31 protein-coding genes and 1 pseudogene are annotated in these 25,798 nt (G+C 66.5%); 31 read left to right on the forward strand and 1 reads right to left on the reverse strand.

All coding sequences use genetic code 11. The features are described 5' to 3' along the window. The 30 genes and pseudogenes from KZZ07_RS16390 to KZZ07_RS16535 all read left to right on the forward strand — a co-directional run. Positions 1–375: pseudogene (locus KZZ07_RS16390) on the forward strand (hypothetical protein); the annotation flags it as partial. Further along, positions 372–1,070: a hypothetical protein gene (locus tag KZZ07_RS16395; RefSeq protein WP_219515854.1), complete on the forward strand. Its 699-nt coding sequence runs from the start codon at positions 372–374 to the stop codon at positions 1,068–1,070. The pseudogene KZZ07_RS16390 and the gene KZZ07_RS16395, both read left to right, overlap by 4 nt. Before the next feature lie 311 nt (positions 1,071–1,381). Beyond that, positions 1,382–2,011 carry a hypothetical protein gene (locus KZZ07_RS16400; protein WP_219515856.1) on the forward strand — a complete coding sequence of 210 codons (630 nt, stop codon included), beginning with the start codon at positions 1,382–1,384 and terminating at the stop codon, positions 2,009–2,011. Between the two features lies 1 nt (position 2,012). Beyond that, a complete protein-coding gene (locus tag KZZ07_RS16405; protein WP_219515859.1) occupies positions 2,013–4,010 on the forward strand; it encodes a phage terminase large subunit family protein in 1,998 nt (665 codons plus the stop codon). A gap of 7 nt (positions 4,011–4,017) precedes the next feature. Beyond that, a complete protein-coding gene (locus KZZ07_RS16410; RefSeq protein WP_219515862.1) occupies positions 4,018–4,230 on the forward strand; it encodes a hypothetical protein in 213 nt (70 codons plus the stop codon). Next, positions 4,227–5,816: a phage portal protein gene (locus KZZ07_RS16415; RefSeq protein ID WP_219515866.1), complete on the forward strand. Its 1,590-nt coding sequence runs from the start codon at positions 4,227–4,229 to the stop codon at positions 5,814–5,816. The genes KZZ07_RS16410 and KZZ07_RS16415 overlap by 4 nt, the downstream gene beginning before the upstream one ends. Further along, a complete protein-coding gene (locus KZZ07_RS16420) occupies positions 5,806–7,206 on the forward strand; it encodes a S49 family peptidase (RefSeq protein ID WP_219515869.1) in 1,401 nt (466 codons plus the stop codon). The genes KZZ07_RS16415 and KZZ07_RS16420 overlap by 11 nt, the downstream gene beginning before the upstream one ends. Before the next feature lie 28 nt (positions 7,207–7,234). Continuing rightward, positions 7,235–7,654 carry a hypothetical protein gene (locus tag KZZ07_RS16425; RefSeq protein ID WP_043146242.1) on the forward strand — a complete coding sequence of 140 codons (420 nt, stop codon included), beginning with the start codon at positions 7,235–7,237 and terminating at the stop codon, positions 7,652–7,654. A gap of 17 nt (positions 7,655–7,671) precedes the next feature. Further along, positions 7,672–8,622 carry a Mu-like prophage major head subunit gpT family protein gene (locus tag KZZ07_RS16430; RefSeq protein WP_219515872.1) on the forward strand — a complete coding sequence of 317 codons (951 nt, stop codon included), beginning with the start codon at positions 7,672–7,674 and terminating at the stop codon, positions 8,620–8,622. Positions 8,623–8,624: 2 nt separating this feature from the next. Next, on the forward strand, positions 8,625–9,002 hold the full coding sequence (locus KZZ07_RS16435; protein ID WP_219515874.1) for a hypothetical protein: 378 nt from the start codon (positions 8,625–8,627) through the stop codon (positions 9,000–9,002). Continuing rightward, the gene (locus KZZ07_RS16440; protein ID WP_043146246.1) at positions 8,999–9,325 is read left to right on the forward strand and encodes a head-tail joining protein; all 327 of its coding nucleotides are present in this window, start codon (positions 8,999–9,001) and stop codon (positions 9,323–9,325) included. The genes KZZ07_RS16435 and KZZ07_RS16440 overlap by 4 nt, the downstream gene beginning before the upstream one ends. Then, positions 9,322–9,954, forward strand: coding sequence for a DUF6441 family protein (locus KZZ07_RS16445; protein ID WP_219515875.1), 633 nt, complete (start codon positions 9,322–9,324; stop codon positions 9,952–9,954). Before KZZ07_RS16440 ends, KZZ07_RS16445 begins: the two co-directional genes overlap by 4 nt. A gap of 9 nt (positions 9,955–9,963) precedes the next feature. Beyond that, positions 9,964–10,386 (forward strand): acyl-CoA transferase, encoded by a 423-nt coding sequence (locus tag KZZ07_RS16450; RefSeq protein ID WP_219515877.1) that lies wholly within the window; start codon positions 9,964–9,966, stop codon positions 10,384–10,386. A gap of 12 nt (positions 10,387–10,398) precedes the next feature. Next, positions 10,399–11,349, forward strand: coding sequence for a phage tail tube protein (locus tag KZZ07_RS16455; RefSeq protein WP_219515878.1), 951 nt, complete (start codon positions 10,399–10,401; stop codon positions 11,347–11,349). After that, positions 11,349–11,714, forward strand: a complete 366-nt coding sequence (locus tag KZZ07_RS16460; protein ID WP_219515880.1) for a hypothetical protein — start codon at positions 11,349–11,351, stop codon at positions 11,712–11,714. The genes KZZ07_RS16455 and KZZ07_RS16460 overlap by 1 nt, the downstream gene beginning before the upstream one ends. Positions 11,715–11,788: 74 nt before the next feature. After that, positions 11,789–12,064 (forward strand): DUF7697 family protein, encoded by a 276-nt coding sequence (locus KZZ07_RS16465; RefSeq protein WP_043146252.1) that lies wholly within the window; start codon positions 11,789–11,791, stop codon positions 12,062–12,064. Then, a complete protein-coding gene (locus KZZ07_RS16470; protein ID WP_219515882.1) occupies positions 12,033–14,105 on the forward strand; it encodes a hypothetical protein in 2,073 nt (690 codons plus the stop codon). Before KZZ07_RS16465 ends, KZZ07_RS16470 begins: the two co-directional genes overlap by 32 nt. Next, entirely contained in the window at positions 14,105–14,788 is a 684-nt protein-coding gene (locus tag KZZ07_RS16475) for a hypothetical protein (protein WP_219515883.1), read from the forward strand. The genes KZZ07_RS16470 and KZZ07_RS16475 overlap by 1 nt, the downstream gene beginning before the upstream one ends. Continuing rightward, a complete protein-coding gene (locus KZZ07_RS16480) occupies positions 14,785–15,375 on the forward strand; it encodes a hypothetical protein (protein WP_219515885.1) in 591 nt (196 codons plus the stop codon). Before KZZ07_RS16475 ends, KZZ07_RS16480 begins: the two co-directional genes overlap by 4 nt. After that, the gene (locus tag KZZ07_RS16485) at positions 15,372–15,809 is read left to right on the forward strand and encodes a DUF6950 family protein (protein ID WP_219515886.1); all 438 of its coding nucleotides are present in this window, start codon (positions 15,372–15,374) and stop codon (positions 15,807–15,809) included. The genes KZZ07_RS16480 and KZZ07_RS16485 overlap by 4 nt, the downstream gene beginning before the upstream one ends. Continuing rightward, the gene (locus KZZ07_RS16490; RefSeq protein WP_219515888.1) at positions 15,796–18,033 is read left to right on the forward strand and encodes a hypothetical protein; all 2,238 of its coding nucleotides are present in this window, start codon (positions 15,796–15,798) and stop codon (positions 18,031–18,033) included. Before KZZ07_RS16485 ends, KZZ07_RS16490 begins: the two co-directional genes overlap by 14 nt. An 8-nt stretch (positions 18,034–18,041) precedes the next feature. Beyond that, complete coding sequence (locus KZZ07_RS16495; protein ID WP_219515890.1) at positions 18,042–20,513, forward strand: hypothetical protein; 2,472 nt, start codon at positions 18,042–18,044, stop codon at positions 20,511–20,513. A 364-nt stretch (positions 20,514–20,877) separates the two neighbouring features. Then, positions 20,878–21,177, forward strand: a complete 300-nt coding sequence (locus tag KZZ07_RS16500; RefSeq protein ID WP_219515892.1) for a PilN family protein — start codon at positions 20,878–20,880, stop codon at positions 21,175–21,177. A 114-nt stretch (positions 21,178–21,291) separates the two neighbouring features. After that, positions 21,292–22,047 (forward strand): hypothetical protein, encoded by a 756-nt coding sequence (locus KZZ07_RS16505; protein WP_219515893.1) that lies wholly within the window; start codon positions 21,292–21,294, stop codon positions 22,045–22,047. Next, on the forward strand, positions 22,044–22,196 hold the full coding sequence (locus KZZ07_RS16510) for a hypothetical protein (RefSeq protein WP_190285485.1): 153 nt from the start codon (positions 22,044–22,046) through the stop codon (positions 22,194–22,196). The genes KZZ07_RS16505 and KZZ07_RS16510 overlap by 4 nt, the downstream gene beginning before the upstream one ends. Further along, positions 22,193–22,480, forward strand: a complete 288-nt coding sequence (locus KZZ07_RS16515) for a ubiquitination-like system serine protease family protein (protein ID WP_219515895.1) — start codon at positions 22,193–22,195, stop codon at positions 22,478–22,480. The genes KZZ07_RS16510 and KZZ07_RS16515 overlap by 4 nt, the downstream gene beginning before the upstream one ends. After that, positions 22,477–22,698, forward strand: a complete 222-nt coding sequence (locus KZZ07_RS16520) for a hypothetical protein (RefSeq protein ID WP_219515897.1) — start codon at positions 22,477–22,479, stop codon at positions 22,696–22,698. Before KZZ07_RS16515 ends, KZZ07_RS16520 begins: the two co-directional genes overlap by 4 nt. A 150-nt stretch (positions 22,699–22,848) precedes the next feature. Continuing rightward, positions 22,849–23,448 carry a glycosyltransferase family A protein gene (locus tag KZZ07_RS16525; RefSeq protein WP_219515899.1) on the forward strand — a complete coding sequence of 200 codons (600 nt, stop codon included), beginning with the start codon at positions 22,849–22,851 and terminating at the stop codon, positions 23,446–23,448. Continuing rightward, positions 23,448–24,224 carry a hypothetical protein gene (locus tag KZZ07_RS16530; protein ID WP_219515901.1) on the forward strand — a complete coding sequence of 259 codons (777 nt, stop codon included), beginning with the start codon at positions 23,448–23,450 and terminating at the stop codon, positions 24,222–24,224. The genes KZZ07_RS16525 and KZZ07_RS16530 overlap by 1 nt, the downstream gene beginning before the upstream one ends. Beyond that, positions 24,221–24,778, forward strand: coding sequence for a hypothetical protein (locus KZZ07_RS16535; protein ID WP_219515903.1), 558 nt, complete (start codon positions 24,221–24,223; stop codon positions 24,776–24,778). The genes KZZ07_RS16530 and KZZ07_RS16535 overlap by 4 nt, the downstream gene beginning before the upstream one ends. A gap of 70 nt (positions 24,779–24,848) precedes the next feature. Here KZZ07_RS16535 and KZZ07_RS16540 read toward each other — a convergent pair whose 3' ends face one another. Next, the gene (locus KZZ07_RS16540) at positions 24,849–25,547 is read right to left on the reverse strand and encodes a hypothetical protein (protein WP_219515904.1); all 699 of its coding nucleotides are present in this window, start codon (positions 25,545–25,547) and stop codon (positions 24,849–24,851) included. Here KZZ07_RS16540 and KZZ07_RS16545 point away from each other — a divergent pair. After that, positions 25,546–25,779, forward strand: coding sequence for a hypothetical protein (locus tag KZZ07_RS16545; RefSeq protein WP_219515905.1), 234 nt, complete (start codon positions 25,546–25,548; stop codon positions 25,777–25,779). The genes KZZ07_RS16540 and KZZ07_RS16545 overlap by 2 nt on opposite strands. Positions 25,780–25,798 lie beyond the last annotated feature (19 nt).

Genomic DNA, 25,798 nt, shown 5'->3' on the forward strand with positions numbered 1-25,798 from the left:
AAGTGTTTCTGGCCGGATCGCGCGACCTTTCTCGCCTTTGCCGAGATCGCCCAGCCTCGGGCGCTGGAGGATACGCCGGGCGTGGCGTCGTGGTTTGCCAGTGCCGCCGGGCGCGAGGCGCTGGCGGAGGACCGGCTGGTGTCCGAGTTCCTGTTCTGGGAGCGGATGAAGCGCCCGCCCCAGTCCAAGGGCGACAAGCTGCGCGTGACCGAGGATGCGCGCGAGATGGCCGCGCGGCTGCGCCGGGCGCGGGCGGATCGGGAGGCCGGACGTGCGCCGTTCATGGACGATGCCGAGTGGCTGACCTGGTACGAGGGGCTGGAGGCGCGGGCGCGTGCCCTGGTCGAGGCGGGCAAGCGCGGGGCGGCGGCATGATGGCCTATCGCGGGATCGGGGCGCGGGCGGCTGTGCAGGCGGAGGGTGTCGGGCGCTGTGGTCAGCCTGTTGGCCCGGACGGGCGCGAGCGGGTCAGCGTGCGGCTGTTGCTGGAATGGGCGTTCGCGCGCGAGAAGGCGGCTCTGGAGTACGACGAGGTTGGCGGCGGTGCGCCTGTGGGCTGCGACTCGACCCGGCGGATCATGGAGGCGATGGCCTTGTCCACGGGTGAGCCGGGGTCGTGCCTGCGTGTCGATCAGTCGGGTGGGCGCAGCCTGCCGCACCATGACGCCGAGGTTGTGGTCAGCGTGCTGCGGCGGTCGGTGCCCTGGTCGGTGGCGGTGCAGGTGGCGGAACTGGCGCGGACCTGCGCCTGCCCCCGTTGGGACATCGGGCCTCAGCGGATGGTGCCATGCGGATGGCGCGGGGCAAACCAGAACCAGCGGCTGGCCAAGACCGAGGTGGTTGGCGAAGTCCGGTATCGGACGCGGCGCGGCGAGGTGCGCAAGTCGGTGACCGTCTGTCCGGTGACGGTGGAGCCTTCGGCCTCGCAGGTGGCGGCGGCGCGGCGTCGGTATCTCGACTGGCGCGGGGCATTGATGGACGTTCAGGCGGGGCTGCGCGGCGTGACGTTCGACCTATTCGAGTTGACAGATGCGCTGCCTGCGAAGGCGCCCTGGTCGAAAAGGGGTTGACTGAAATCCGCTGCTGTTGACATAGTGCCGTTGAACCGAAGTGCGCCCGGGGCAGAGATGCCACCGGGCGCTTCTTGTTTCGGGATACCCCGAGCGCGCCAGCCGACAGGCGCGAGCAGAGCCGGGGCGCTGTAGCGGCTGGGCGGCGCCCCATTCCCCGGCGAGATGTCAAGCGAATGTGGGTCCTTCCGGCGAAATAAACGTATACGGGGGCGCTAAGCGCGTGGGTTTCGCGGCGGTAAACTAAATGGAAAGCCTAAACATAACGGATGTTTAGAAGCCGGGACACGGTTTAGGCGGGCAGGAAAGGCATGAGCGGACTGACGGCGACACAACTGGCGACAAAGCTGGACCTGAGCAAAGGCCGCATCAGCCAACTGGTGACCGAGGGAAAGCTCGACGGGTGCTACAAGGGGGACGGGCGGTCGCGCCGGTTTGACCTGGCGGCCTGCGCAAACGCACTGAACAGGAAGCTGGATCCTGGCCAGTTGATGGGGAACGGCGCCCGGACCAGGCAGGCGCTGCGCGAGATCGAGGAAACCGATTCTCCGGTTGAGGCACCGCAGGATATGCCCGAGCGGGACTCGGCGCCGCTGCGGACCACCGACCAGGCCCGCTATGAAATGGCCCGGACGCTCAAGGCCGAGGAAGAGGCCCGGAAGCTGCGCCGCCTCAACGCCCAGGATGACGGGACGCTGGTCCTGGCGGAACAGGCAGGGCGCGAAGCCCGGCGCGCGCTGGCGGCGGAACTGGCCCAGTTCGAAAACGTGTTGCGGAATGCGGCGCGGGCGGTGGCCGACAAGATGGGGGTCGACTTCAAGACGGCCCGTCAGATCATGATCGACGTCTGGCGCGAGCATCGCAGCGCCCGGGCGCAGCAGCTCGACCAGGAGGCCGAGGCGGCAGAGATGGCGCCGGAAGAACAGGACGCCGATTTCTGAGATGGGCTTCCTGACCTCGGCGCGGGCCGTCATCGCCTCGGCGATGGCCGATGCCATGCGCCCGCCGCCACCGCCCGACATCACGCGCTGGTGCCGGGAGAACATCGTCTTCGACGAGCGGTCGCCGTTTCCCGGCCCGTTCTCGATCCGCCCGGTGCAATTCCTGGCGGAGATCCACGCGGTACTGAGTCCGGAGCATCCCTGCCGGGAGGTGACGCTGCGGGGATCGGCCCAGATCGCCAAGACGGAATCGGTGATCAACCCGACCGTGGCGGCCTGGCATGAATACATGCCGCTCAATTCGCTGGTGGTGCACCCGACGAACAAGGCGGCCACCGACTGGATCGACCAGAAGTGGTATCCGATCCGCCGGACGGCGCCGTCGCTGCGGCGCATGTTCGGGCGCGGCGGCGGGGCCGACAAGAACAGCGACGCCAAGTTTCGGCAGGAAACGCTGGACCGGTCCGGCATCCTGAAGGTGACCAGCGCCGGGTCGCCGGATGACCTGGCGCAGACCTCGCACCGGCTGGTGGTCATGGACGATCTGTCGAAGTTCGAGATGCACGCCAAGGGCGACCCCGAGGCGATGGCGGTCAGCCGGGCCGCCGCCTTCGAGGACGCGAAGATCCTGCGCGCCTCGACCTCGCAGATCCTGGGGGCCTGCCGGATCAGCGCCGCCTTCGCGCGGTCGGACCAACGGTTCTACAACGTGCCATGCCCGCATTGCGGCAACATGGCGCCGCTGACCTGGGAGAACTTCAAGAAGCGGATCGACCCGCAGAACCTGGCCGATGCGCATTTCACCTGCGAGGCCTGCGGCTGCGAGATCCGGCATTCGGACAAGCCGGCGCTGATCGCGAACGGCAAGTGGGTGGCGACGAACCCGCGCGGCGATCACCCGGGGTTTCACCTGTGGCGTGCCTACGGGCCACAGCGGGACTGGGCCTCGATCGCATACGAATACGCGCAGGTCATGGGCTGGACCACGGCCAAGGTCAGCGGCGAAACCGAACAGGCGCTGCGCGACAAGGTCGAAGCAGAGACGGAACAAACGTTCTGGAACGATGTCCTGGGTCTGCCCTACGAACAGGCCAGCAAGGGGCCGGACTGGGAAAAACTGCGCGACCGGGTCGAGAACGTGCCGGACGGTGAGGGCCGCGGTGTCGGCATCGTGCCGGCGCGGGGCGTGATCCTGACGGCGGGCGTGGACTGTCAGCTCGACCGGACAGAGGTGCAGGTGGTGGCCTATGGCGCGAACTACCAGCGCTGGGTGATCGAGTACCGGGTGATCCCGCATCACGTCGGCAGCGAAGAGGGGCGGGCGGCGCTGGATGCGTTGCTGAAAACGACCTGGCGGACCGAGAAGGGGCACCGCCTGCCGCTGGACCGCATGGCCATCGACGGCGGCACCTACACAGAGGATGTCTGGGCCTTCGCCAAGCGGTGGCAGGCCAAGCGCCTGATCGTGGTCAAGGGCGGGTCCGGCCAGACCGGGCCGATCATGAAGCGGATGGTCATGGGCGACCGCAAGGACGCCCGGGCCCGCGCTGCGCGGCGTCAGGGGCGGATCCTGAACGTCTCGCAGCTCAAGGCGGATTTCTACACCTGGCTGGGCAAGTACGATCCGCTGGCGCGCGGGTTCGTGCATTTCGCGAAGGGCCTGGGGGATGAGTATTTCCGCCAGATCACATCGGAGGTGCGGGTGCTGAAACGCGACCGGGTCGGCGTGATGGTCAGCAACTGGCAGCTGGTCGAACCGACACGGCGAAACGAGGGACTGGACACGATGATCTACTCGGACGCGGCGGCGCGCGAGCTGGGTTGGACCTCGATGACCAGGGAACAATGGGCCGCCCTCGAGGCGGAACGCGGGGTCGAGGCCCCGGAAGATCAACCGGACCTGTTCGAGACACAGGCTGCCGTCCAGGTGGCCCCGGTCGAGGATGGGGTCGCAACGGTACAGACACGCCAGCGCAGGCTGCGCGGGCGGGCAAGGTAAGGATCACATGAGCGACATCCACTACGCGGCGCGGCTTGCTCTGGTGCAGGCGGCGATCAACGCGATTCTGGCCGGCAAGATGAAGTCCTACGAGCTGGAAGGGCAGCGGGTGACCTACCTGGACATGCCCGCCCTTCGGGCCGAGGAACAGCGGCTGATCACGCTCAAGAACCGCGCGGCTGGCACGCGCAGCGCCTTCAAGCGCGGGGTCATGTCGTGAAGGTGGCCAAGCAGAACCTGGCGGACCGCCTGATCGGCTGGATCAGCCCCAAGACAGGTCTTGACCGTCTGCGCTATCGCAGCGCCCTCTCCACCGCGTCTGGCTATGCTGGTGCGCGGCGTGATCGGAACGTGACCGTCAACTGGCGCGGTGCTGCTGCCTCGGCGGATGCGGATACCTTGCCCGATCTCGACGAACTGCGCGGGCGGTCCCGCGACCTGGTCCGCAACGATCCGATCGGTCAGTCCTCGATCGCGACCAAGGTCACCAACGTGATCGGGGCCGGGCACATGGTCCGCCCGGAGATCGACGCGGAGCGGCTGCGGATGACGCCCGACCAGGCCCGCGCCTGGGAGCGCGAGGCGCTGGACATCTGGACCGACTGGGCCGGGTGCCGGGATTGCGACATCACGCGCGTCCAGACCTTCGGCGAGTTGGAGGACCTGGTCTTTCGGTCGCGGCTGCTGTCTGGGGATGTCTTTGTCGTTCGGCGGTTCAAGCGCCGGGCAGGGCGCCTGCTGGCGACGGCGGTGCAGGTGGTCGAGGCAGACCGGATCAGCAACCCGCACTGGCGGACCGACAGCGACGACATCGCTGGCGGGATCGAGTTCGACGAGGACGGCGCAGCCGTGGCCTACCACGTGGCGGACCGTTACGTCCTCGATCGTGGGTTGAAGGGCAGCACGACGTGGCAGCGCATCCCGGCCTACGGCGCGCGCGGTGAATGGCAGGTTCTGCACGTGCACAACACGCGCTGGCGCCCGGACATGAGCCGCTATGCCCCGATGCTGGCGCCGGTCATCACCTCGCTGAAACAGCGGTCGGAATACACCGAGGCAGAGCTGCAGGCCGCTGTGGTCAGCGCCTGTTTCGCAATCGGGATGACCTCGGAGGGGGGCGACCTGTCGGAGGGGCTGAAAACCTCCGGTTCAGGTGGGTCGGACGCGAAACAGGACATCCGGCTGACTGATCCGGGGATGGTGTTCGACCTGCTGCCCGGCGAGTCCGTGCAGAGCTTTGCGCCTGGGCGCCCGTCGCCGCAGTTCACGCCGTTCATCGAGGCGGTGGCGCAGGAGGTCGGGGCAGGGACCGATCTGCCCTACGAGCTGCTGCTGAAGAAGTTCCAGGCCAGCTATTCCGCCAGCCGCGCCGCGCTTGAAATGGCCTGGCAGTTCTTTCGCGTGGACCGGGCGCAGCATGTCGCCCAGTTCTGCCGTCCTGTCTACGAGGCCGTGATCTCGGAGGCGGTGGCGCGCGGGTTGATCGCGGCGCCCGGGTTCTTCGACAACCCGCTGATGCGGCAGGCCTACCTGCGCGCGACCTGGATGGGACCGGCGCGGATCTCGATTGACCCGGTCAAGGACGCAAAGGCCGACCGGGAATACCTGGACATGGGCGCAACCTCGCTGACCGCGATCACCGCGGCGCGCTTTGGCCTGGATCACCGCGACGTCCGCAAACGGCGGCAGGAGGACGGCAGCGAGGCTGTCGGCGCCTCCGGATCATCCGGCGAAGGTCCGGACGAGGAAGACGACGACGACACGTCGGACACTGAAACAGCACCGGGGGAACGCCATGCCATTTGAAAGCACGATGCAGGTTGACCGCTCGGGCCGCATCTGGGCGATGCGGCCGGATGAAATGATGATCGCGCAGGCCGTGCGTCAGCGTGAAGCCGCGCGCAGTGCGCAGTCGACCGAGGAGGTCGCGGCTCTGGCCGATGGTGAAATCCTCGACGGGTCCGATTTTGCCCGCGTGGTCGATGGCGTTGCCGTGGTGCCCGTTCGCGGTCTGCTGCTGCGTCAGTTCTCTTTCTACTTCTGGTCCTATGAAGAGATCGCGCGGGACGTGGCACTGGCACAGGCGGACCCCAGGGTGCGCGCCATTGTCCTGGACATCGACAGCGGCGGCGGCATGGTGGCCGGCTGCGACGACTGCACCCGGTTCCTGCGCGACAGCGGCGACAAGCCGGTCGAGGCGTTTGTCGGCGGCACGGCTGCCTCTGCGGCCTACTACCTGGCCAGCGCGGCCAGCCGCATCACCGTCGGGTCGGGCGCGATGGTCGGATCTGTCGGGGCCGTGATCGAATACATCGACATGGAACCGCTGTTCGAGGCGATGGGCGCGCGGATCGTCCGCGTGGTCGCAGAGCAGAGCCCGAACAAGCGGCTGGATCCCGAGAGCCCCGAAGGAAAGGCCGAACTGCAGGCGTTGGTCGATGCAGCCGGGCAGGAGTTCGTCGACACCGTGGCCGAAATGCGGGGTGTCACCTCAGCCGAGGTGCTGGACCGCTTCGGGCAGGGCCTCGTCTTTGACGGGGGCGAGGCGCAGCGCCGCGGGATGGTCGATGCGCGCGGGACGATGTCCGGCGTGATCGGCGCACTGTCGGGTGCGCGCGACATGGAAACCGGTTCGGGGCTGGCGGCCCGGACCAATGAAACCGCGGGCCCCGCCACCGCAGCAAAGGAGACTTCCATGAACTGGGAAGATCTGACCCTGGCCGGGCTGCGCGAGCATCGGGCCGACCTGGTGACCGAGATCGAGAGCGCGGCCAAGTCCGGCGCGGCCTCGGACACTGAAACCGCCGTCGCCGCAGCGCTGGAGAAAGAGCGCGCCCGCGTAGCGGCGATCGACGACATCGCCCGCCCGGAGGCCGAGGACATGGTCGCCAAGGCCAAGGCCGAAGGCTGGACCGCCGAGACGCTGGCGCTGGAAATGGTCAAGGCGGACAAGGCCAAGGGCGCCGGCTACGTCGCGGACCTGGCTGCGCAGGACGGTGAGGCGGCGGTGGTGCCGAAACGCCCGGCGCAGACCGAAGGCTCGGGTGGCACGCCCGAGGAACAGGCCGAGGCCGCCTGGGACCGCGACGCCGACCTGCGCGCCGAGTTCGGCGGCAACAAGGACGCTTACCTGGCGTTCAAGCGCCGCGAAGCCGCCGGGAACATCCACCAGTTCAACGGGAAAAAGGCCGGCTGACGCCGCCTGACCGAAAGGAGAAAGACAGATGACGACTCTTCCCGCAGACAGCCCGCGGAAGTACCTGTACGGCGACCAGACCGCCTATCCGGTGATCGCGTCCGACGTGATCTACGAGGGCGCCGCCGTCGGTGAAAACGGGTCGGGCTATGCCCGCCCGCTCCAGGCCGGGGATCGGTTCCTGGGCTTCAACATCGAGACCGCCGACAACTCGGCCGGGTCCGCTGGCGATATCGACGTTACCGTCAAGACCAAGGGCAAGATCCAGCTTGCCGTTGCCTCTGCGGCGATCACCGACAACGACCGGCCTGCGGTCTACGCCAGCGACGACGACACCTTCACGCTTGTCGCCAGCGGCAATTCCCACATCGGCTATGTCGAACGCTTCGTGTCCTCGGGCGTGGCCATCGTCGAGTTCGACGCAGCGCTTGTCGGCGCGGCGGTCTGATCACAGGAGACAGACAGATGAGCAAGAACAAGGGCCTTTCTTCCCGGGCCATCATCGGGAACTTTTACCAGCGGCTCGAAGCGACGCTCGAGGCCTCCTGGGCGTCCAGCATCGCCATGACCTTCGAATCCGATCAGGACAGCGAGACCTACAAGTGGCTTGGCCAGGCGCCGGCGATGGCCGAACGCAAGGGTGACCGCATTTGGCATGGCCTGCGTGAGAACGGCATCACGATCGCCAACATCGAATGGGAAAACGGTTTCGAGATCCCGATCGACTGGGTGCGTCGCGACAAGACCGGCCAGATCATGCAGCGTGTCGATGAACTGGCGGTGCGTGCGGTGACCCACCGCCAGAGCCTGCTGTCGACGAAGATCACCCAGGCGGAAAGCGCCACCTGCTACGATGGGCAGTATTTCTTCGACACCGACCACAGCGAGGGCGACAGCGGAACCCAGTCGAACGACATCGGCGTCGACATCTCGGCCCAGCCGGCAAGCGTTCACGGTTCGACCACTGCGCCGTCGCCGGAAGAGGTCCGGGCAATGGTCTTGAAGGGCGTCGAGCAGATCCTGTCGTTCAAGGACGACCAGGGCGAGCCGATGAACGAACTGGCCCGTCAGTTCACCGTCATGGTGCCGACTTCGTATTTCTCGGCGGCGGCATCGGCACTGCGGAACCCGGTGCTGGGCGGTGGTGACACCAACGTCATGGTCAACCTCGACGGCTTCTCCTTCGCCCTGGCCACGAACCCGCGCCTCACCTGGACCGACAAGCTGGCGGTCTTCCGGGCGGACGGTTCGGCCAAGCCCTTCATCTGGCAGCAGGAGACCGACATCCAGCTGGATGTGATCGCCGAAGGGTCCGAGGAAGAGGTCAAGAACAAGCGGTGGCTGTTTGGCACCTCCTACTGGGCGAACGCCGGTTACGGCTACTGGCAGCACGCCTGCCTGGTGCAGGCGACCTGATCATGATCGAGGTACGCGTGATCAAAGCCGAGGGGGCCGTCCTGCGCGGCCCCTGCAAGGTCAAGCTGACCAAGGAACAGTGGGCGCGGCGTGTCTCTGTCCTGGGTCCGGTGCCCAAACGCCTGAAGGCGGTCGACCTCGACGGCGGTCAGAGCCTGATGTTCAAGCGGGGCGAGGTCATCGAGGTGGCGGAGTTCAAGGGGCGACTGAACACCGCGCTGTTCGAGGAGGTCAATCCGGAGCCCGAGGCGGAGGCCGGGACGGAACCGGCGACAGTTCCCGATCCGGCCACCGGGTCAGTCCAGCAACCTCCGGACGCACCCACCACCGAACAGGATGACAGCGCGGGCGGTGATCCCCAGGCGGGGCCGCCCGCGTGACATTCGCCGCCGACGCCTCTGCCATCTTCGACGGGCCGCTGGGGGTGGATGCCACCTACACACCGGCCTGGGCAGGGCCGCCGGACCCCGAGCCCGAGGACTTGGCGATCCGCGTGATGCCTGACCTGTCCGACAGTCAGGACGGGTTCGGGGCGGGCACGTTCGTGTCCGCCTCGGCGGGCTTCTGGGTGCTGGTCTCGGATGTGGCCGCGCCAGCGGCGGGCGACACGATCACCGTCGACGGTGCAACCTACACTGTTCAGGGCGAGCCGGTTCGGGATGAGCGGCGCCTGAAATGGCGGATCGAGGCGCGCCCGGCATGAGCCTGCGCGTGACACAGGACGGCGACCTGCGCGACATCACCCGCCGGGACTTTGAGCAGCTGGAGCGCAGCCACACGGCGGCGATGCGGCGGGCAGGCCAGTTCCTGCAGGATACCTGGCGCGACGAGATCCGCGAAAGCGGTCTGGGCGGACGGCTGGCCAACTCGGTCAGGCACCAGACCTATCCGCAGGGGCAGAACAGCATGAACGCGGCCGCGCTGGTCTGGGCCAACTCGCCCAAGATCATCCTGTCGCATCTCGAAGGATCGCTGATCCGGTCGCCCAACGGGTTGTACCTGGCGATCCCGGCGCCGGGGGCCGGCAAGCAGCGGTTCGGGCGCAAGATGACGCCCGCCGCCTTCGAGCAGAAGACCGGGTTGAAGCTGCGGTTCGTCTACCGCGACAGCCGCGTCAGTTTCCTGGTGGCCGATGGCACCCGGATCAACAAGGGCGGGTTTGTCCGCCAAAAGCGCGGGCGCCGCCGGAAGGACGGAATACTGACCGGGGAACAGACCTCGGTCGTCTTCTACCTCGTGAAACAGGTCAAGCTGCGCAAGAAGCTGGATTTCCTCGCGAAGTCGGACGGCTGGGCGGCGCGCATCCTCGATTCCGTGGGCTTTGAAGAATGAGGGGCAGGGATGCCGAGTGATGTCGAGGCGCGCATGTCGGCGTTGTACACGCTGGCGAACGGCGCGGTGACAGGCGGTGTCGAGCGCAACCTTGTCGTTCCGGAGGCTATTCCCGCCGCCGGTCTGGTGATCATGCGTGACGGCCGCCCGGCGGTCGAAAGCGTGACCCTGCCGCGCACCTATCACCTCGACCACGATGTCGAGTTCGAGTTCTACGCCCAGGGCGCCACGGGCCGCGAGGCCGTGACAGACGCCCGCCGCCAGGAGCTGGGCGCCGCGATCGAGGCGGACCGGACGCTGGGCGGCCTCTGCGACTGGGTCGAGGCGCAGCCGGTCGAGAGCGACGATCAGCGCGTCCAGGGCGGCAAAAGCATGCGTGTGGACGTGGTGCGGGTCACCTTGTCCTACGCCACCACAAACCCTTTGACCTGAAGGAGGCCTGACATGGCACGAGGAAGGGGCGAGCGGTCACTGGCCGCCGCGGCATTCGAAAGCACCGAAAAGACGGCACCGGGCAGCGGGTTCTATTTCCTGCCGCATATGTCCAATGGGCTGGCGCTGGACCGGGGGCTGATCGAGGATGACCTTGTCGGCACCCGCGACCCGGGCGATGCGGACCTTGACGTGGCGAATGTCGCGGGCGACATCGGCATCCCGATTGACCTGGAGGCCCTGGGCTTCTGGCTCAAGGCGCTGATGGGTGCGCCGACCAGCGGCGACAACTCCGGCAACTCTGGCTACTACATCCACACGTTCGAATCCGGTGCCTGGTCGCTGCCCAGCTTCAGCCTGGAAAAGCAGGTGCCGGACGTTCCCAGCTACGAGATGTTCCGCGGCTGTCGCGCTGATACCCTGCGCCTGACGCTGCAGCGGGGTGGGCGGGTCAATGGAACGGTGGGCGTGATCGGGCAGGCCGTGACGACGCCGGCCTCCAGCACCGCCGCCGGGACGCCGTCCAGCTACGCGCTGTCGCGCTTCATGCAGCGGCAGGCCAGCGTCGAGATCGACGCCTCGGCGCAGGCGAACGTGGTCTCGGCGGATTTCACGTTCAGCAACAACCTGGACCAGGTGGACACGGTGACCGGCGATGAGTTCATCGGCGGGCTGGACCCGATGCGCGCCGCCATGACCGGGAACCTGCGGTTGCGTTTCGCCAGCGAAAGCCTGTTCACCACCGCCAAGGCGGGCACGCCGATCGCGCTGTCCTTCGTGCTGACGAAATCGTCCACGGAAAAGCTGACCCTGGCCATGCCGCGCGTCTTCCTGTCCGTCCCCGGCCGCCCGGTCGAGGGGCCCGGCGGGATCGAGGCCAACTTCAGCTTCATGGCGGCGCGCGCCACCGACGACAGCGCGATGCTGACCGCAACCCTTTTGAACACGGTGGAGAGCTACTGATGCTGAACCTGAACCTGAAACCCGAACCCTACTGGATCGACCTGCCGCGCGGCGTGCAGGTGCAGATCCTGCCTGCTGGCAGCACGATCGTCGAGCAAGTCCGGCTGGACATGCGCCAGGGCGCGGACCCTGACGCAGATCCCGAGGATGCTGCGCCCCAGCCCGCCGGGATGGTGCCCTTTGCCAAGGGGTTGGCGCGGGCGGTGATCGTCGCCTGGGAGGGCGTCGGCGACGAAAACGGCAACCCGATCGAACCCTCGCCCGACTACATCGACGCGATGCTGGAGGACGGGGTGATCTACCGGGCGTTCATGGACAAGTACGTCCTGCCCGCGCTGGCGGTGGACGAAGAGGGAAACGGCTGAGCCGTCGGGCCGAATGGCATTTCGGCTCAGACGGCTATTGCAGCAGTTGCGCGGGCGTCTGTGACGCCTGCCCGATGAAGGTGAACGCACCGCAGAGCATCGAGGGGCGGCAGGTCTGGGACCTGGCCCTGCGCTGCGGCGGACAGATCCGGGCCAGTTCGGGCCGGGTCATCGGATACGACATGACCGCCGTGCTGGCGGTCGGGGATGCCCTGGGCATCCCGCGCATCGCCGTGGCGGAGCTGATGCCACGGATCGAGCAGGCGGCGGTGGCCGCGATCAACGAAGCGGCAGACCAGGAAATCGAAAGCGCAGGACATGGTGCAGCGGAAGGTCACATACCGGGCTGAACTTGCCGGCGGCCAGCAGGTCGAGGGCGGGTTCAAGAAGATCGGCGACTCGGGCTGGCAGGCCTATGAAAAGATCGACCGCGGGCAGAAGTCGGCGGAAACATCCGCCAAGGCTTTCGAACGAATGCTGGATGCGGAGGAACGGCAGTTCAAGGCGCTCAAGGCCAGCATCGACCCGGCCTATGCTGCCCAGATGCGGTTCGAGAGGGCGCAGGCTCAGGTCAACCGGGCGGTGAAACTGGGGATCACCTCGCAACAGGATGCGGCGCAGGTCCTGGCGGGCCTGGAGGCGCGGTCGCGGGGCGCGGCCTCGGCGATGGAACTGGTCGACACGGCCAGCGTGGGCGCCAGCATGGGGCTGCGCAACAGCCTGTTGCAGGTCAACCAGATCGGCCAGCAGGTCGCCGCCGGCGGGAACCTGATGAGCGCGGTGGCGATCCAGCTCCCGGACATCCTCGGCGGGTTTGGGGGTATTTTGCCGCTGATCGCTGGTGCCGCGGTGGGTCTTGGCGCGGCCTTCATTCCCAAGCTGTTCGAAGCAGAAGAGGCGGCAGAGGACCTGGGCCAGGCGCTCGACTCGGCCTTTTCGAACTACAAGTCGGCGTTCGAAGAGGCGCGCACTGCGCAGGAACGGTATACTGCTGCCATCGCGCTGACCGGCATCGCGCAGGCGGAGGTCACGCCCCAGGTTCTGCAATCGCTCAGAATGGAAGCGAACGCCCGCGAAGCCCTGGCAGAACTGCGCAAAATGGATCTCGAGGATCAGCGGCGGGCCGCCAGGGCGCGGCTGGCCGAACATGCGCAGCAACTGGACGAAATGATCCGGCGAGAGCAGGAGATCGCATCTGGCCGGGCGCGTGGTCCGGGGCAGATGATCGGGCGCGATGAGTACGATCCTGCCGTGACCGCGCGTGTCAGGGCGGAAAACGACGCCCTGATCCGCTCAATGGAAGAGCTCAGGCTCAAGCTGGTGATCATCAACGCCGAAATGAACGCCGGTGTCGACGCCACCGAGAAGATCGACGCCCTGATCAAGGACAGCGAAACGGCGGCGCGGGACCTGGGCAGTGCCGTGGCCTCGATTGACTTCAGCAGTCCGAAACAGGGGGCGCGCGAGCTGCGTGACTTGCTGCGGCAGGGTTTTGTCTATGCGGCGGGAATTGCACAGGGACTGGCGGACGATGCCGTCTATGCAAACCGGGTCGGGCGCGGGCGTGGGGGCGATCCCCGCAACTTCGGGGGGTCCATCAAGGACTGGCAGACGAACCATATGGGTGCGCAACTCGGCAAGAGCCTGCAATTCACGCTGCCGGACATCGACGGCGGTGGCGGCGGTGCTGCCTCGCGAGAGGCCAACCGGCTGGATCAGGAGGCGCTGCGCATCCGCCGGGCCACCACAACGGCACTGGAGAAATACAACGCCGAGATGCGGCTGGCGCAGGAACTGCTGGAAACGGGCCGGATCAGCCAGGAGGTCTACAACCGCCATGTCGAGGCCACGAAAGAGGCCTACCGGAAGGCCAGCGAGGGACAACAGCAGTTCACCCGCTACGTCCAGCAGGGCCGGGATGCGGTGATCAACACGATCATGGGCCAGAAAAACGCCTTTGATCAGCTCAAGCAGGCCATTGCCCGCGCCGCCATCGAATACGCGCTGTATCGCACCATCGCGGGCCAGCCGGTGACGGGTGGCATCATGGGGCTGGTCAAATCGGTGGTCGGGGGTCTCCTGCCCAGCTTCGACACGCGCGGCTATACCGGCAACGGGCCGCGCTCTGGCGGGGTCGATGGCAAGGGCGGCATGATGGCCGTCGTGCACCCGCGCGAACGCTGGTCCTCGGACGCGGCGGGCGACTATCGGCGCGGCCCCGGCGGCGGCCAGCGCGACATTCCCTTCATCGGCATCGGCGACGGCGTGCAGGTGCAGTGGATGCGCGCCGCAGAGGCCCGCAGCCTGCAACAGTTGGGCGGCTACGCGCAGTTCCAGCGCCAGAACTTTGGTGCCATGATCGGTGAGCTTCAGGGTAGGGGGACGCTCTGATGGCGCGCGAGATCCTGACTGTGCCGCGCAGCCTTGTCCGGTCCAGTGGAATAAACTGGACGCTCGACCATCGCGGTCAGGACGCGGGGCCCACGACGAACAACATCAACCAGATGTTTACCTCGGCCTTTCCGCACTGGACGGGGCAGCCGAAACTGCACCTGCACCGGGCGGCGATCCTGCACTGGCGGGCCGTGGTCAGCATGGCGCGCGGTCGCGAACGGGTGATCCGCCTGCCGATGATCGACCCGTTGGGCACGGACTGGGATGCAATGGCGGGTAGCTATGCCGCCCAGGGCGTTCCCTTTTCCGGTGGTCAGTATTTCTCGAACGGGCTGGGGTTCGCCTATACGCCCTTCGGGCTGGCGGTTGGCGCCCATGCAATCGGCGCCACGCAGATCACCGTCGATTACGCGCCCACGGGCACGCCGGTCCAGATGGGCCAGCGGCTGAGCCATGACGATTGGCCCTTCGAGGTGGTCAGCATTCTGGACACCAGCGGCTCGGAGCAGACCTTGCAGGTGGAACCCTGCCTGCGCAGCGCTGTCAGCGATGGCGATACCGTCCATTTCGAGGCGCACGGGCTGTTCGAACTGGTCAACCCGGTGGGCGCGTCGCCGCACTACGCGCGCGACCACCGCGCCCGGCCAGAGATCGCGCTGCGCGAGGTGGTGACCAGATGAGCTTTTTCCCAAGCGGATATGACTTCCGGGCGCAGTCGCTGCGATTGTTGCACCTAGCCAATGTCAACACGCCCGACGGTGACTACGGGTTCATCCTGGGCGCTGATGGCAAGTTCACCGATGTCAACGGAAAGACATGGTGGGGCTCGCGCCTGGTGCGGGCGGATGCGCTGGGGTTCGGGCTGAACGGGACGGCCAAGGCCTCCAGCGTGTCGCTGTCCTTTTTCGAGGACCCGGTCGATCCGTCGGACCTGGTGACGCAAATCACCGACCTGGGATCGGCCTACGTCAAGGGGCGGGCCTTTACCCGCTACCTGCAGGTCTTCGACAGCGTGGAACAGATGTACGCGCCCGTGCATGCGCCGCGCCAGGTCACGCAGTTGACGATGGATCATATCACCATCGACGCGCCGGATGACGTGGTCCGGGTCATCCGCTTACACATGGAAAGCCCGTTTCGGGTGCGCAACGGCGCGCGGCGGCTGGTCTACAACACTGCCGATCATTCCCGGCAACTGGGCGAGGACAACCCCAGCTACGAGTTCATCCCGACCGAACCCCGGCAGGAAAAGAGAATCATCGGATGACCCGGCTGCAACTGTTTATCCAGGGCTGGCTTGCAGAGCCCGCCCGTTGGGGCGTGTCAGATTGCTGCCTGTCCGCGCTGGACTGGGCTGGACAGGTGCGCGGCCTCGACCTGACCGAGGATCTGCGCCTGACCTACGAGGACGCGGCGCAGGCGCAGCGCGTCACGCGGTTTTTCACCCAGCCCCTGCGGCTGGCATCCGAAATCCTGGAGGGCAGGGCGGGACTGGCCCGGGCGCGCGAGGCGGTGCGCGGGGACGTGGCCGTGTTCAAGCTGTTTCACCCTGGGCGCGGGCAGGTGTTGCCGGTGGGCGGCATCTGCATCGCGCCGGGTATCTTCGCCTGCCGGGGGGAGCCCGGGGGACAGGCGCCGATGCATTCGGTGCGACCGGAACGGATCATGCGCGCATGGGAGGTGGGCTATGACGGGGCGTAGACGGCTGCTGGGGGCGCTGCTGGTGACAACGGCGCTGTCGGCGCCCGCGCCGGCGCAAGCAGGCGTAGTTGTGGGTTTCGTGCAGGGTATCATTGCCGGGATTGCCAACGCTGCACTGGTGGGCGGGACCTTTGCCACAGCTGGGTTCACCGCTGGTTTCGCAATTTCGTCCTACGTCACGGGGTTCTTCGGCACACTGGCGGGGCGTGCCCTGCTGGCCCTGGGAACCTCGGCCCTTGTCTCGGCCCTGACGCCGCAGCCGGAACTGCCGAAACCGTCGCAGCGTCTGTCGAACTACAACCAGTCCGCCGCGCTGATGGAACGCGCCTACGGCAAGTTGCGCAAGGGTGGTCCGGTCGGGTTCCGGTCCGGGCTGGTCGACAATCGGCGGCACATGACCGTGACCCTGGCATCACATCCGACAAATGGGCCCGTCAGCCACTACCTCGACTTCGAAGAGGTGACGGTCAACGAGGTCGGGAACGTCGTGTCGGACCGGTACAGGCGCAGTGCATACTCTGCGACGGACACGGAACGGGGGTCCTATGTCAACCTGCGCACGCACACGGGCGGGCCGTCGCAGGCAGTGGATGCGATCCTCGATGCAGAGTTCACCGAAATCACCTCAAACCACGATTTCGCGGGGCACAGCTATGCGGCCATCCAGTACCGCCGCGCTGCGGCCGAAAAGGCGCTGCAGGTCTATACCCAGGGGCGCGAACCGGACTATGCGCCGGTCTGGGAGTTCTGGAACGAGATCTACGACCCGCGCGACGACAGCACCGGGTACAGCAACAACTGGGCGCTCTGCTTTGCCCATGAGCTGGTCCATATCTGGGGGTTCGAGGTCGACTGGGACCGGGTCGCGATCGAGGCGGATGTCTGCGACGAAAGTGTGACCAACCGCGATGGCGGATCGCAATCGCGCTACACCTTCAACCATACTTTCACCGACGACCAGAACTTTGAACAGGTCCGGGCACAGTTCATCGCCGCCGCGAACGGGTTCATCTGGCAGCGCCCGGATGGCAAAGTCGATTTCTACGCCGGGCGCTGGATCGAACCGACCCTGACCCTGACCGCCAGCGATTTCGAGTCGCTGTCGATGGTCGAGGGCAACTTTGGGATGAACCCGCCGACCGAGTACGTCGCGGAGTACCGCGAACCGGGCAATGCCTATCGCGAGACGCCATCGGCGCCGTTCATCGTCGACGCGGTGGCGGGCCGCATCGCGCGCCCGCTGGCGATCTACGGGATCGACAACCACAACCAGGCGCTGCGCGTGCTGAAACCGCTGGCACGGTCGGAACGTGCCCCCATCAAGCTGTCCGGCACCCTGCGCCTGGCGGGGTTCGAGGTGATCGGCGGGCGGGAATGGTCCGGGTCCAGCAGCGGCGCAAACCAGTTGGCGCACCGCTTCGTCACGGTGCAGCACCCGATCCTGTTGCGGGACGTGACCTGCGAGGTCTCGATGATCGAGATGAACGCCGACGGCACCAGCTTTCAAATCGAGCTGGCCGAAAGCGTCGAGGACGACTGGAGCTTTATCGCCGCGACCGAAGAACCGGCGCCGCCCAGCTACAACAACGACGACGTGTCCGGCTCGGACCCGGTCGACCCGATCACCGACCTTGCCGGTTCCGTGGTCGAGGGTACGGGCGGGGTGGCGCAGATCATGTGGACCTGGACGGCGCCGGATGACCTGTTCCCGGTCCTGCGGCTGCGCCGCGACGGCGATGAATGGGTCGAGGTCGAGCTGCAGGAAGGCGCCAGCGAATACATCCAGACCGGGCTGGTGGACGGCGCCACCTACGAGGCGCAGATCCGCGCGCGCACCTCGGGCTATGACGTCAGCGAATGGAAGCCGGACACGCCGCTGTCGGTGGTGGCAGTGGCCAATACCACGGCGCCGGCGGCGCATGGGTCCGGCAACCTGTCGGTGTCCAAGTCCGGCAGCGACGTGACCGTGGCTTTCACCTCGCCCGATGACGCGGCCTACTACGCCACCCGGATCTACCGGGCGGATTATGCCGCTGCCTATTCCGGCCCCTTCGACCTGGGCGACGCGGTGCTTGTGCGCACGGAATACGGTCTGCCGGACGCAGACGACGAATGGCTCGACGCCTCTTTGGCGGCGGGCGTCTACGCCTACTGGGTCGCGCCGATCAATGCCTCTGGCATCGAGGGCGACGAGACCGGCCCGGAAACCATTGAAATCGTGTAGGGATCAAAATGGCACTGACAACGACAAAGACCCCGCGGGCGGTTCTGCGCGGGACGCCGGTATCGGCGAACTACCAACCGGATCCGGCGGAACTGGAAACCGTGCTGGACGAGGTGATCGACGGCGCCGCCAGCGACACCGATCTCACGGCTCTCGACACCCGCGTTTCCGCAACTGAGACCGGAAAGGCCGACACCTCCGTCACCGATGCGCTGGACGTCCGCATCACAGACCTCGAAGCGGCCGCGGGGGATTTCGCGCTGCAGGGCGGTTGGGACGCCTCATCCGGGGCGTTCCCGTCTGGCGCAACAGCCATGGACCTGTGGGAAGTCGAAACCGCCGGAACCGTGGACGGCGTGACCTTTGCCGTGGGCGACCAGATCGTCGCCCTGGTGAACAGCGCCAGCACCACGACATACGCCGCCAACTGGTTTCAGCGACCGGCCGCAACCGTGCTGTCCGTCGCGGGCAAGACGGGCGCGGTTGCGCTGGACGTGACCGATGTCGCCGACGCGGCGTCGGAGGCTTATGTCGACGCCTCCGTCGCCGACGTCTCAGTCGATTCGGCCACCAGCTACAGCGATGCAGCGGGGTCCGGCGACCGGACTGCGGTGCAGACGGCCAGTGTTTCCTCGGGTCTGCTGGCCTCCGGGAGCGCGTCCAACCTGATCGACGGCGCGTCCTCAACAGGGGTGTCGGACGGGATCGCGTTCAACGCGGTGACCGCGACAGGGCATTACCTGCGGGTCATGTTCCCGGCCGGTGCGCAGAAATACCTCACCGAGGTCACAATCACCCAGTCCGGCACACAATCGCACGGCACCTGGAAATTGCAGGTCACCTATGACGGCACGACCTGGACAGATGCCGGGTCCGCCGCCACGCTGGGCGGTGCAACCTCGCAGGCATGGACGAGCGACAGCGCATTCAAGGCGGTCCGAGGCTACCAATTGCTGGGCGTCTCGGGCACCACCTCGGCCTCCCCGTTCATCTGGGAATTGACGGCCAAGGTGGTGTCGGCCCCTGGCGATGGGGTGCTCACCTATGACCCCATCGGCGACATGCCCGCCAGCCTCCGGGCCAAATTGGAGGCAGCCTATCTGCTGAACGCGGTGGATGGCTCGACGCTCTATCCGGCCTATGGCGGTGCCGAGATCGACCTATCCGCACCGGCGTCGCAAAGCTACGATCTGACGGCCCTCGGCATTCGCTTGACCGGCGGCGTATTGCGCCTGCCGACGAATTCGGTGATCGGCTCGACCGTCATAATGCGCGCGCCTGTTGACGGTCTCGGTAGTGGTTTTGTGGTCGAGGGACCGAGTGGTAGCGGTCCTTTAGGGACGGCGGGCAAAGGTTTCGGCCCGGATGCTTCGGCATCTTCTGAAAAGGTCATGGCTGCGGGCCAGTCGTGGCGTGACACCCGCGCGCTGTTTGACTACGGTTTGGACCGGGGCACCTGGGCAGCGCACCACCGTGAGCGCGCGTCTGCCTTGACGGCGGGGCTGGCGGTTGGCGGCAGGTACACGGTGGATACATCCCGCGTGACCGAGATGGAGGTCGCCGTGGTCCTCCTCTGGACCTCGGCGCTCGACGCCGACGACCTGGTGGCTCTGGGGCACTGGGTCCGCCGGTACATGGCGCGGCACGGCGTCAGCATGCACTTTGACGACTGCCAAGAAGAGCGTGACGTTTATATCGGAATTGGTGACAGCATGATGGAAGGCGTCGACCTTGTCGCCAACCTGCCAGCGGCTTATTCCGCTCTCAGCGGCTCGTGTGTGGAAATCGTCTCGTCGGCTGGTGGTGGAAACGACGCGGTGCGACTCTTGCCGTTCGACCATTGGGGCAGCGGACACGAAGAGGCCCCGACTGATACGCTGGCAACGGTGAAAACCTCGCTATTTGCAGGGCTGGTTGCTGCGCGAACGCTGCGGGCGCGGAATGTCGGCCCGTGCTATGCGCTCAACTTGGGCAAAGGTTCGTCCTACGCTACGCCGTCCAGTATCACCTCGAATTCGTCTTTGTCGTGGAATGTTTCTGAGCTGCGCAGCAGCGCAGGCCTGTATCACACCGCGCTTCGCACCATAGAGTGGCTTTTCGGCGTCATGGCAGAGCGCGGCCACAAACCAAGCGGCACCATCTACGTGATGATTTCGCTGGGCCTAAATGACGCGGTTTCGACGACAATGACCAGCGATGCAGCCACGTTCCAGGCAAGGCTCCAGGCAATCCTTGACGAGATGGAATCTGATCTGCCTTATCCAGTCGAGGTCCTGATGATGCGGGCACATGCTGACGATCCGGCGAGCGATGCGACGGCGCTAGGCTACGTCCGCACCGGCACTGACGCATTCATTGCGGCCAATGCTAACGTCATGCTCTACAACAACGACGCGCAAGCGTACATCGCGGATGGCGTCCACAACACGGCCGCGGTCATGGTCAGTCAGGGCGAGACATTCGAGGCGCTGCGCAGCTGATCCCGCTGTTCCATGAACCGGAGCGCTTTTCGTAAACGGGGCGTTCCTGGACGCGGCGCAGGCGGTTGTTGGACGAGCTGCGTGATGCCCGGCCAGACACTCATCGACCAGCTGTGGGTGGCGGGGCCGCCCGGGATTAGGGCTTGAAAAATCCGAGCTGATAATACATCCTTAGGTGGAGCGGACTGCTCAATGGTTGCAACTTCAGGTCGGATGGAACTGCTGGTTTTGTCCGACCTCTTTTATTGCGCGGTGGCCCCGACAAGCCCGAGCGTGGTTGCCGTAAAACCAAGTGCAAATCACTGAAAATCTTAACGTCACGCGCCAGCTGACGAAACAATCAACTACAAGACACTGGGGTAATATGGAGCAGTTCATCCAGGACTGGGCGCCGACCTTCGCTGCGCTCATCGGGATCGCCTTTGCCTGGCGGCTGGGCATCGCGCAGAACGCATGGAAAACCCAGCAGCTCGAAAAGGAAATCGCTGAACTGAAGCTGCAGTTCGCAAAGGAATTCTCAGAGCTGAAAGACCGCGTGAAGTCGCTGGAGGCGCACCGGCTGTCCGACGTCGAGATCCTGGCCACGATCCAGACCACGCTCACGCAGATGAGCCGCCTGCTCACGGAGATCCGTGAGGAACTTAAGACCAAGGCGGACAAGTGACTCGCTGGCTGGCCCTGCACCTCTGGGGCCTCTAGCGCTGGGGCGCGATCCTGACGCCCGCGCTGACCCGCGAGATCCGCGACGACACATCCGACAAATGAGAGGAGCATCGGCATGACCGATCGAACCATCGCGGCGGTCGAACCGCTGCTCGCTGTTCTGCGCCTGCACGAAAGCGCCGACGACTACGGCGCCGTCTGGGGCGGGATCAAATCGCAGGATCACCCGCCGCACCCGTTGGTCGAGATGACCGTGGGGCAGGTGCTGGACTGGCAGGACAGCATCGACCGCCGGTACAACAGCGAGGCGGCGGGGGCCTACCAGATCCTGGAGGACACGCTGCGCGGGCTCTACCGCGAGGCGGGCGTGCCCCTGACCGCCCGGTACGACCGGGCCACGCAGGACCGGCTGGCGTTGGGGCTGCTGCGGCGCCGGGGCCTGGACGATTTCTTGGCCGGCCGCATGGCGCCCGAGGCCTTCGCCCTGTCGCTGGCGAAAGAGTGGGCGAGCCTGCCGGTGCCGCATGATGTCCAGGTCAAGGGGCGCACCGTGCGGGCCGGGCAGAGCTACTACGCGGGTGACGGGCTGAACAAGGCGCACGCCAGCATCGACGAAGTCATGACGGCCCTGCGCCAGATCCGCGCCGCGCCGCAGCCGGACCCCAAGGACCCGGTCACCTCGCGGATCGACACCTCGCTGAAGGAGGCGACCAAGGTGCTGGGTGGGGCAGGGACGGGCTATGGCGGCGCCCGCGTGATCGACAGCGCGCCGCCTTGGGCGCTGGATGCGGCCTGGGGGCTGGGCCTGTTCCTGGCCGCTGCTCTCGGCCTGCTGGTCCTCGTGCGCGTCTGGAAGGCGGCGCGGAAGTGATGCTGTGGGTCATGGTCTGGTACATCGGCATGGACATCGTGCAGGTCGAGTTCGAAACGGAAACCCTCTGCGAGGCTGCCAAGGCCAAGCTGGTTGAACAGCATGACATCGACCGGAAGAACATCGCCTGCCTGAAGGTGCGCGGATGACCCGCATCATCGCCCGCGAAACCTCGGTCGAGTTCAAATGCCCCGGCTGTGGCTGGACGCACATGCTGAACACCGGCCCGGGCCGTCCGCGCTGGACCTTCAACGGCGATCTCGATCGGCCCACGCTGTCGCCCTCGATCAACCACCGGCAGGAGTTCACGGCGGCGGACCGGCCCGCCCGCGTCTGTCACAGCTTCGTCGAGCATGGCCGCATCCGGTTCCTGCCGGACAGCACGCACCAGCTGGCGGGGCAGACCGTCGACCTGCCGGAGATCGAGGCGTGACCCGCCTTGCCATCGCGCTGGTGCTGGCCGCCAGCCTCGCCGCCGGGATCTACGCGCTGGGGCGGCGCGACCACGCCCGGGACATCCAACAGGAGAATGACGATGCCACGAAAGCCGCGATCTGGGCGGAGCTTGGCCGCCGCGACTGTGTTGCTGCTGGGGGGCTGTGGGATTTCGCAGCCGGAGAGTGTGCCGGGCCTGTCAGCGACCCTCGGTGACGCGCTGCCCGGCGCGCAGGGCCTGACGATCGAGGATCAGGAGCGGATCGACCAAACCGTCGCGCGCGGCTGCGCGGCCGGTGTCTGGACCCGCGCCCGCTGTGCCGATCACACGCCGGCGAGTGCGGCGCGGCGGGCGGAGCTGGCGCGATGATCACTGCCCTGACGCCCACCGGCGCCCGCCCCGAGGCCTTTGCCGCCTGTGTTGCCCAGATGGCCGCGCAGACCGTGACCGCCCGCTGGGTCATCGTCGATGACGGGCCAGAGCCGATGCCCACGCCGCAGATCCCCGGCTGGGAGATCCTGCACCTGCGCCCGGAGCCCTGCTGGCAGCCCGGGCAGAACACGCTGGCGCGCAACATCCTGCACGGCCTGCCGTATTGCAGCGGGCGCGTCGCGGTGATCGAGGATGACGACGCCTATGCCGATTGGTGGCTGGAGGCCTGCGATCACCGGCTGGACCTGGCGGAACTGGTGGGCGAGTCGCACAGCCTCTACATCAACCGCCTGACCGGCGCCCGGCGCGACATGGGCAACGACCGGCACGCCAGCCTGTGCAGCACCGCGCTGCGTGGGCGCGCGATCGAGGCCCTGGCCGAATGCTGCCGGACAGGTGCCACCGGGATCGACCTGCGGCTCTGGCGGCATTTCGGGTTCGCCAAGCGGCTGTGGCGGCCGGAGCCGCGCGGGGTGACGGGGATCAAGTCCTGGCCCGGGCGTCCGGGCATCGGCGTGGGGCATCGGCTCTGATGCGGGTTCTGCTGGCGGGCAAGTTCGTGCCCGGCGGGCGACGCCCCATCGGCGGGGTGCAGTCCTGGATCGACACGGTGGCGGCAGAGCTGCGCCGCCTCGGCTATTCCGTGATCCTGTGGGAACCTGGCCGCCACGCGCCGCCGCCCTGTGACCTCGGCATCCTGGCCAACTGGGCCGAGACCGGCCACCTGGCGCCGCTCTGCGCCCGCGTGATCAGCGTCAGTCACGGGATCATCGAGGCGGAACGCCCCGGGCCAGCGGACCGGCTCATCTGCGTGTCCGAGGGTGTGCGCGATCACTGGGGCGCTGCCGCCGATGTTCTGCGCCAGCCCATCGACCTGGCGTTCTGGACGCCCGGAGAGGACCGGGGCGCGGCGCTGGCCGTGCGGTTCAGCTATCGCGGATCGCGCACCCATTGCCCGCAGGCCGCCGCGCGGCTGCGCCTGCGGTATCTTCACCTGCGCGACGCGCGGCCTGTGCCGGCGCGCTGTGTCCTGCGCCAGGCGGCGGTGGTCTGGGCGACGGGCCGTGCCGCGCTGGAGGCGATGGCCTGCGGGGCGCCGGTCGTGCTCTACGATCACCGATCCGCCTACCAGCGCGCGCTTCTGGACGGCGACCTAACCCGCCAGATGCACAACAGTTATTCCGGCCGGGGCGGGATCACGCCCGACCTGTCCGAAGTCGTGGCGGCGGCCCGCGGTGCCGCGCCTGCGCGGGCCTGGGTCGAGGCGCACCATGACGTCCGCGCTATCGTTCCGGAGTTGCTGAGATGAGAACCTGCCTTGTCCTGGGCGGCGGTGACACGCTGCAGGACGACATCGCCGCCTATGGTGGCCCGGTCGACGGCGCGATCGCGGCGAATGACGCGGGCATGGTCTGGCCGGGAGAGCTGGACGCCTGGGTGTCACTGCACGCGACGCACTGGATCGGCAAGGGCTGGGTGCAGGGGCGCGCCGATCGCGGCTATCCGCCCGCGCGGCGCCACCTGGGCCACGGTGCGGCGGGGCGCAGTCACGCGGGCAAGGAGCTGCCCGAGGGGGCGGAGTTCATCCCCTACAAGTTCCCGGGCCAGACGAGATCCGGATCATCCGGCCTGTTCGCGGCCAAGGTCGCGTTGATCGACATGGGATTCGACCGGGTTGTCCTGTGCGGTGTACCGATGGATGACCGCCCGCACTACTGGGATGACGGACGCCAGCCCTGGAAGGCCTGCGAGACCTTCCGGCCCGCCTGGCAGGCGCTGGCCCCGGAGTATCGTGCGCGGATGCGGTCGATGTCCGGCTGGACGCGGGAACTGTTGGGTGGGATCTGCCGGGCAGAGGTTTGAGGCTGGCCCCGTAGGGCCAGTGGAAGCCTGATGCTGTCCGAGCCACAGTCTTGGGTAGCTGACCCGATTTCTAAACCGTGTCCCACAAAGCCGCGATGAACTTACACGCACTGCGAATGTCTTTCATCCTCTGAGCCGAGGCTTTGGGCGCTACGAACGCCTCGCCGTGCTGCACGTCGATGGATAGGCATAGGCGGTTCGCTGGCGTTCGGTTTCCTTTCAGATTTGCTTCTGTATGCATGCGAAGCAACGTAGCGACGTAGAGCCCCATATTCTGGCGCTTTAGCTTCGCGGCATCGGTGGCTGCATCGTCCTGGGTCATTCTGAGCATCGCGGCGCCGACCTCGGCAATGCCTTTGCGCTCGCCGTGAACCAACATGTCCGCATGAACAGAAACCTCGACTCCCTCGATCATCAGTTTCGCCTGCTTCGCCGCAGCCTTGTGAAACTGGAAGCCTGCAAGTTGATTGGACATGTCCTGCAGTGCGCCGATAACTTCTATGGACTTTGTCGCATCGTCTTGTCGAAGAGAGCTTTGCGAAGGGTCTTGAGCGCGCTGCTCCAGCATTTGTGAAGCTGCAACAAGGGGTGATTTTGACCGATGCATGTCGCTAAGATGGTCGACAATAGCCTTCCGCGCGTCAGTATAGCGAATTATCGGGGGTTTCTGTGGCGACTTTGCATTCTTCACGATACTGATTTGCGTGGTCGGCTTGGACACCAGATAACGGGCCAAATCGTTGGCGGAGATTCTGGGAGGTGATGACATGGAAGATTTCCTTGTTTCGCGGCAAGTTGAAGAGGGGCGCTGCGTCCACATCGGGACACTGTCACGGCAAGCTGTATTGGCTTGCGAGGCAGAGCACCTCGGATTTGACGGGTTCTTCGTCTTCGAGTCGTTAGATCAAGAGAATATCAAGGGAATCAACATTCTCGGAAAGGTTGCATCATTCGATGCCGGCATCCAGCTGGCGGCAATCTTGTCCGGGGCAAAACCTTGAGTCATGCCCCGGAAGGCAC

The sequence above is a fragment of the Mameliella sp. CS4 genome (assembly GCF_019392335.1).
Classification (GTDB): Bacteria; Pseudomonadota; Alphaproteobacteria; order Rhodobacterales; family Rhodobacteraceae; genus Antarctobacter.

Excerpts from the sequence above, each read along its gene's own strand:
- KZZ07_RS16435 (WP_219515874.1), top strand. The coding sequence starts at position 8,625 with ATGATCGAGGTACGCGTGATCAAAGCCGAGGGGGCCGTCCTGCGCGGC.
- KZZ07_RS16445 (WP_219515875.1), top strand. The coding sequence starts at position 9,322 with ATGAGCCTGCGCGTGACACAGGACGGCGACCTGCGCGACATCACCCGC.
- KZZ07_RS16545 (WP_219515905.1), top strand. The coding sequence starts at position 25,546 with ATGGAAGATTTCCTTGTTTCGCGGCAAGTTGAAGAGGGGCGCTGCGTC.
- KZZ07_RS16540 (WP_219515904.1), bottom strand. The coding sequence starts at position 25,547 with ATGTCATCACCTCCCAGAATCTCCGCCAACGATTTGGCCCGTTATCTG.
- KZZ07_RS16405 (WP_219515859.1), top strand. The coding sequence starts at position 2,013 with ATGGGCTTCCTGACCTCGGCGCGGGCCGTCATCGCCTCGGCGATGGCC.
- KZZ07_RS16395 (WP_219515854.1), top strand. The coding sequence starts at position 372 with ATGATGGCCTATCGCGGGATCGGGGCGCGGGCGGCTGTGCAGGCGGAG.
- KZZ07_RS16490 (WP_219515888.1), top strand. The coding sequence starts at position 15,796 with ATGACGGGGCGTAGACGGCTGCTGGGGGCGCTGCTGGTGACAACGGCG.
- KZZ07_RS16460 (WP_219515880.1), top strand. The coding sequence starts at position 11,349 with ATGCTGAACCTGAACCTGAAACCCGAACCCTACTGGATCGACCTGCCG.
- KZZ07_RS16535 (WP_219515903.1), top strand. The coding sequence starts at position 24,221 with ATGAGAACCTGCCTTGTCCTGGGCGGCGGTGACACGCTGCAGGACGAC.
- KZZ07_RS16525 (WP_219515899.1), top strand. The coding sequence starts at position 22,849 with ATGATCACTGCCCTGACGCCCACCGGCGCCCGCCCCGAGGCCTTTGCC.
- KZZ07_RS16505 (WP_219515893.1), top strand. The coding sequence starts at position 21,292 with ATGACCGATCGAACCATCGCGGCGGTCGAACCGCTGCTCGCTGTTCTG.
- KZZ07_RS16410 (WP_219515862.1), top strand. The coding sequence starts at position 4,018 with ATGAGCGACATCCACTACGCGGCGCGGCTTGCTCTGGTGCAGGCGGCG.
- KZZ07_RS16420 (WP_219515869.1), top strand. The coding sequence starts at position 5,806 with ATGCCATTTGAAAGCACGATGCAGGTTGACCGCTCGGGCCGCATCTGG.
- KZZ07_RS16495 (WP_219515890.1), top strand. The coding sequence starts at position 18,042 with ATGGCACTGACAACGACAAAGACCCCGCGGGCGGTTCTGCGCGGGACG.
- KZZ07_RS16430 (WP_219515872.1), top strand. The coding sequence starts at position 7,672 with ATGAGCAAGAACAAGGGCCTTTCTTCCCGGGCCATCATCGGGAACTTT.
- KZZ07_RS16530 (WP_219515901.1), top strand. The coding sequence starts at position 23,448 with ATGCGGGTTCTGCTGGCGGGCAAGTTCGTGCCCGGCGGGCGACGCCCC.
- KZZ07_RS16470 (WP_219515882.1), top strand. The coding sequence starts at position 12,033 with ATGGTGCAGCGGAAGGTCACATACCGGGCTGAACTTGCCGGCGGCCAG.
- KZZ07_RS16500 (WP_219515892.1), top strand. The coding sequence starts at position 20,878 with ATGGAGCAGTTCATCCAGGACTGGGCGCCGACCTTCGCTGCGCTCATC.
- KZZ07_RS16480 (WP_219515885.1), top strand. The coding sequence starts at position 14,785 with ATGAGCTTTTTCCCAAGCGGATATGACTTCCGGGCGCAGTCGCTGCGA.
- KZZ07_RS16425 (WP_043146242.1), top strand. The coding sequence starts at position 7,235 with ATGACGACTCTTCCCGCAGACAGCCCGCGGAAGTACCTGTACGGCGAC.
- KZZ07_RS16450 (WP_219515877.1), top strand. The coding sequence starts at position 9,964 with ATGCCGAGTGATGTCGAGGCGCGCATGTCGGCGTTGTACACGCTGGCG.
- KZZ07_RS16475 (WP_219515883.1), top strand. The coding sequence starts at position 14,105 with ATGGCGCGCGAGATCCTGACTGTGCCGCGCAGCCTTGTCCGGTCCAGT.
- KZZ07_RS16465 (WP_043146252.1), top strand. The coding sequence starts at position 11,789 with ATGAAGGTGAACGCACCGCAGAGCATCGAGGGGCGGCAGGTCTGGGAC.
- KZZ07_RS16485 (WP_219515886.1), top strand. The coding sequence starts at position 15,372 with ATGACCCGGCTGCAACTGTTTATCCAGGGCTGGCTTGCAGAGCCCGCC.
- KZZ07_RS16515 (WP_219515895.1), top strand. The coding sequence starts at position 22,193 with ATGACCCGCATCATCGCCCGCGAAACCTCGGTCGAGTTCAAATGCCCC.
- KZZ07_RS16400 (WP_219515856.1), top strand. The coding sequence starts at position 1,382 with ATGAGCGGACTGACGGCGACACAACTGGCGACAAAGCTGGACCTGAGC.
- KZZ07_RS16455 (WP_219515878.1), top strand. The coding sequence starts at position 10,399 with ATGGCACGAGGAAGGGGCGAGCGGTCACTGGCCGCCGCGGCATTCGAA.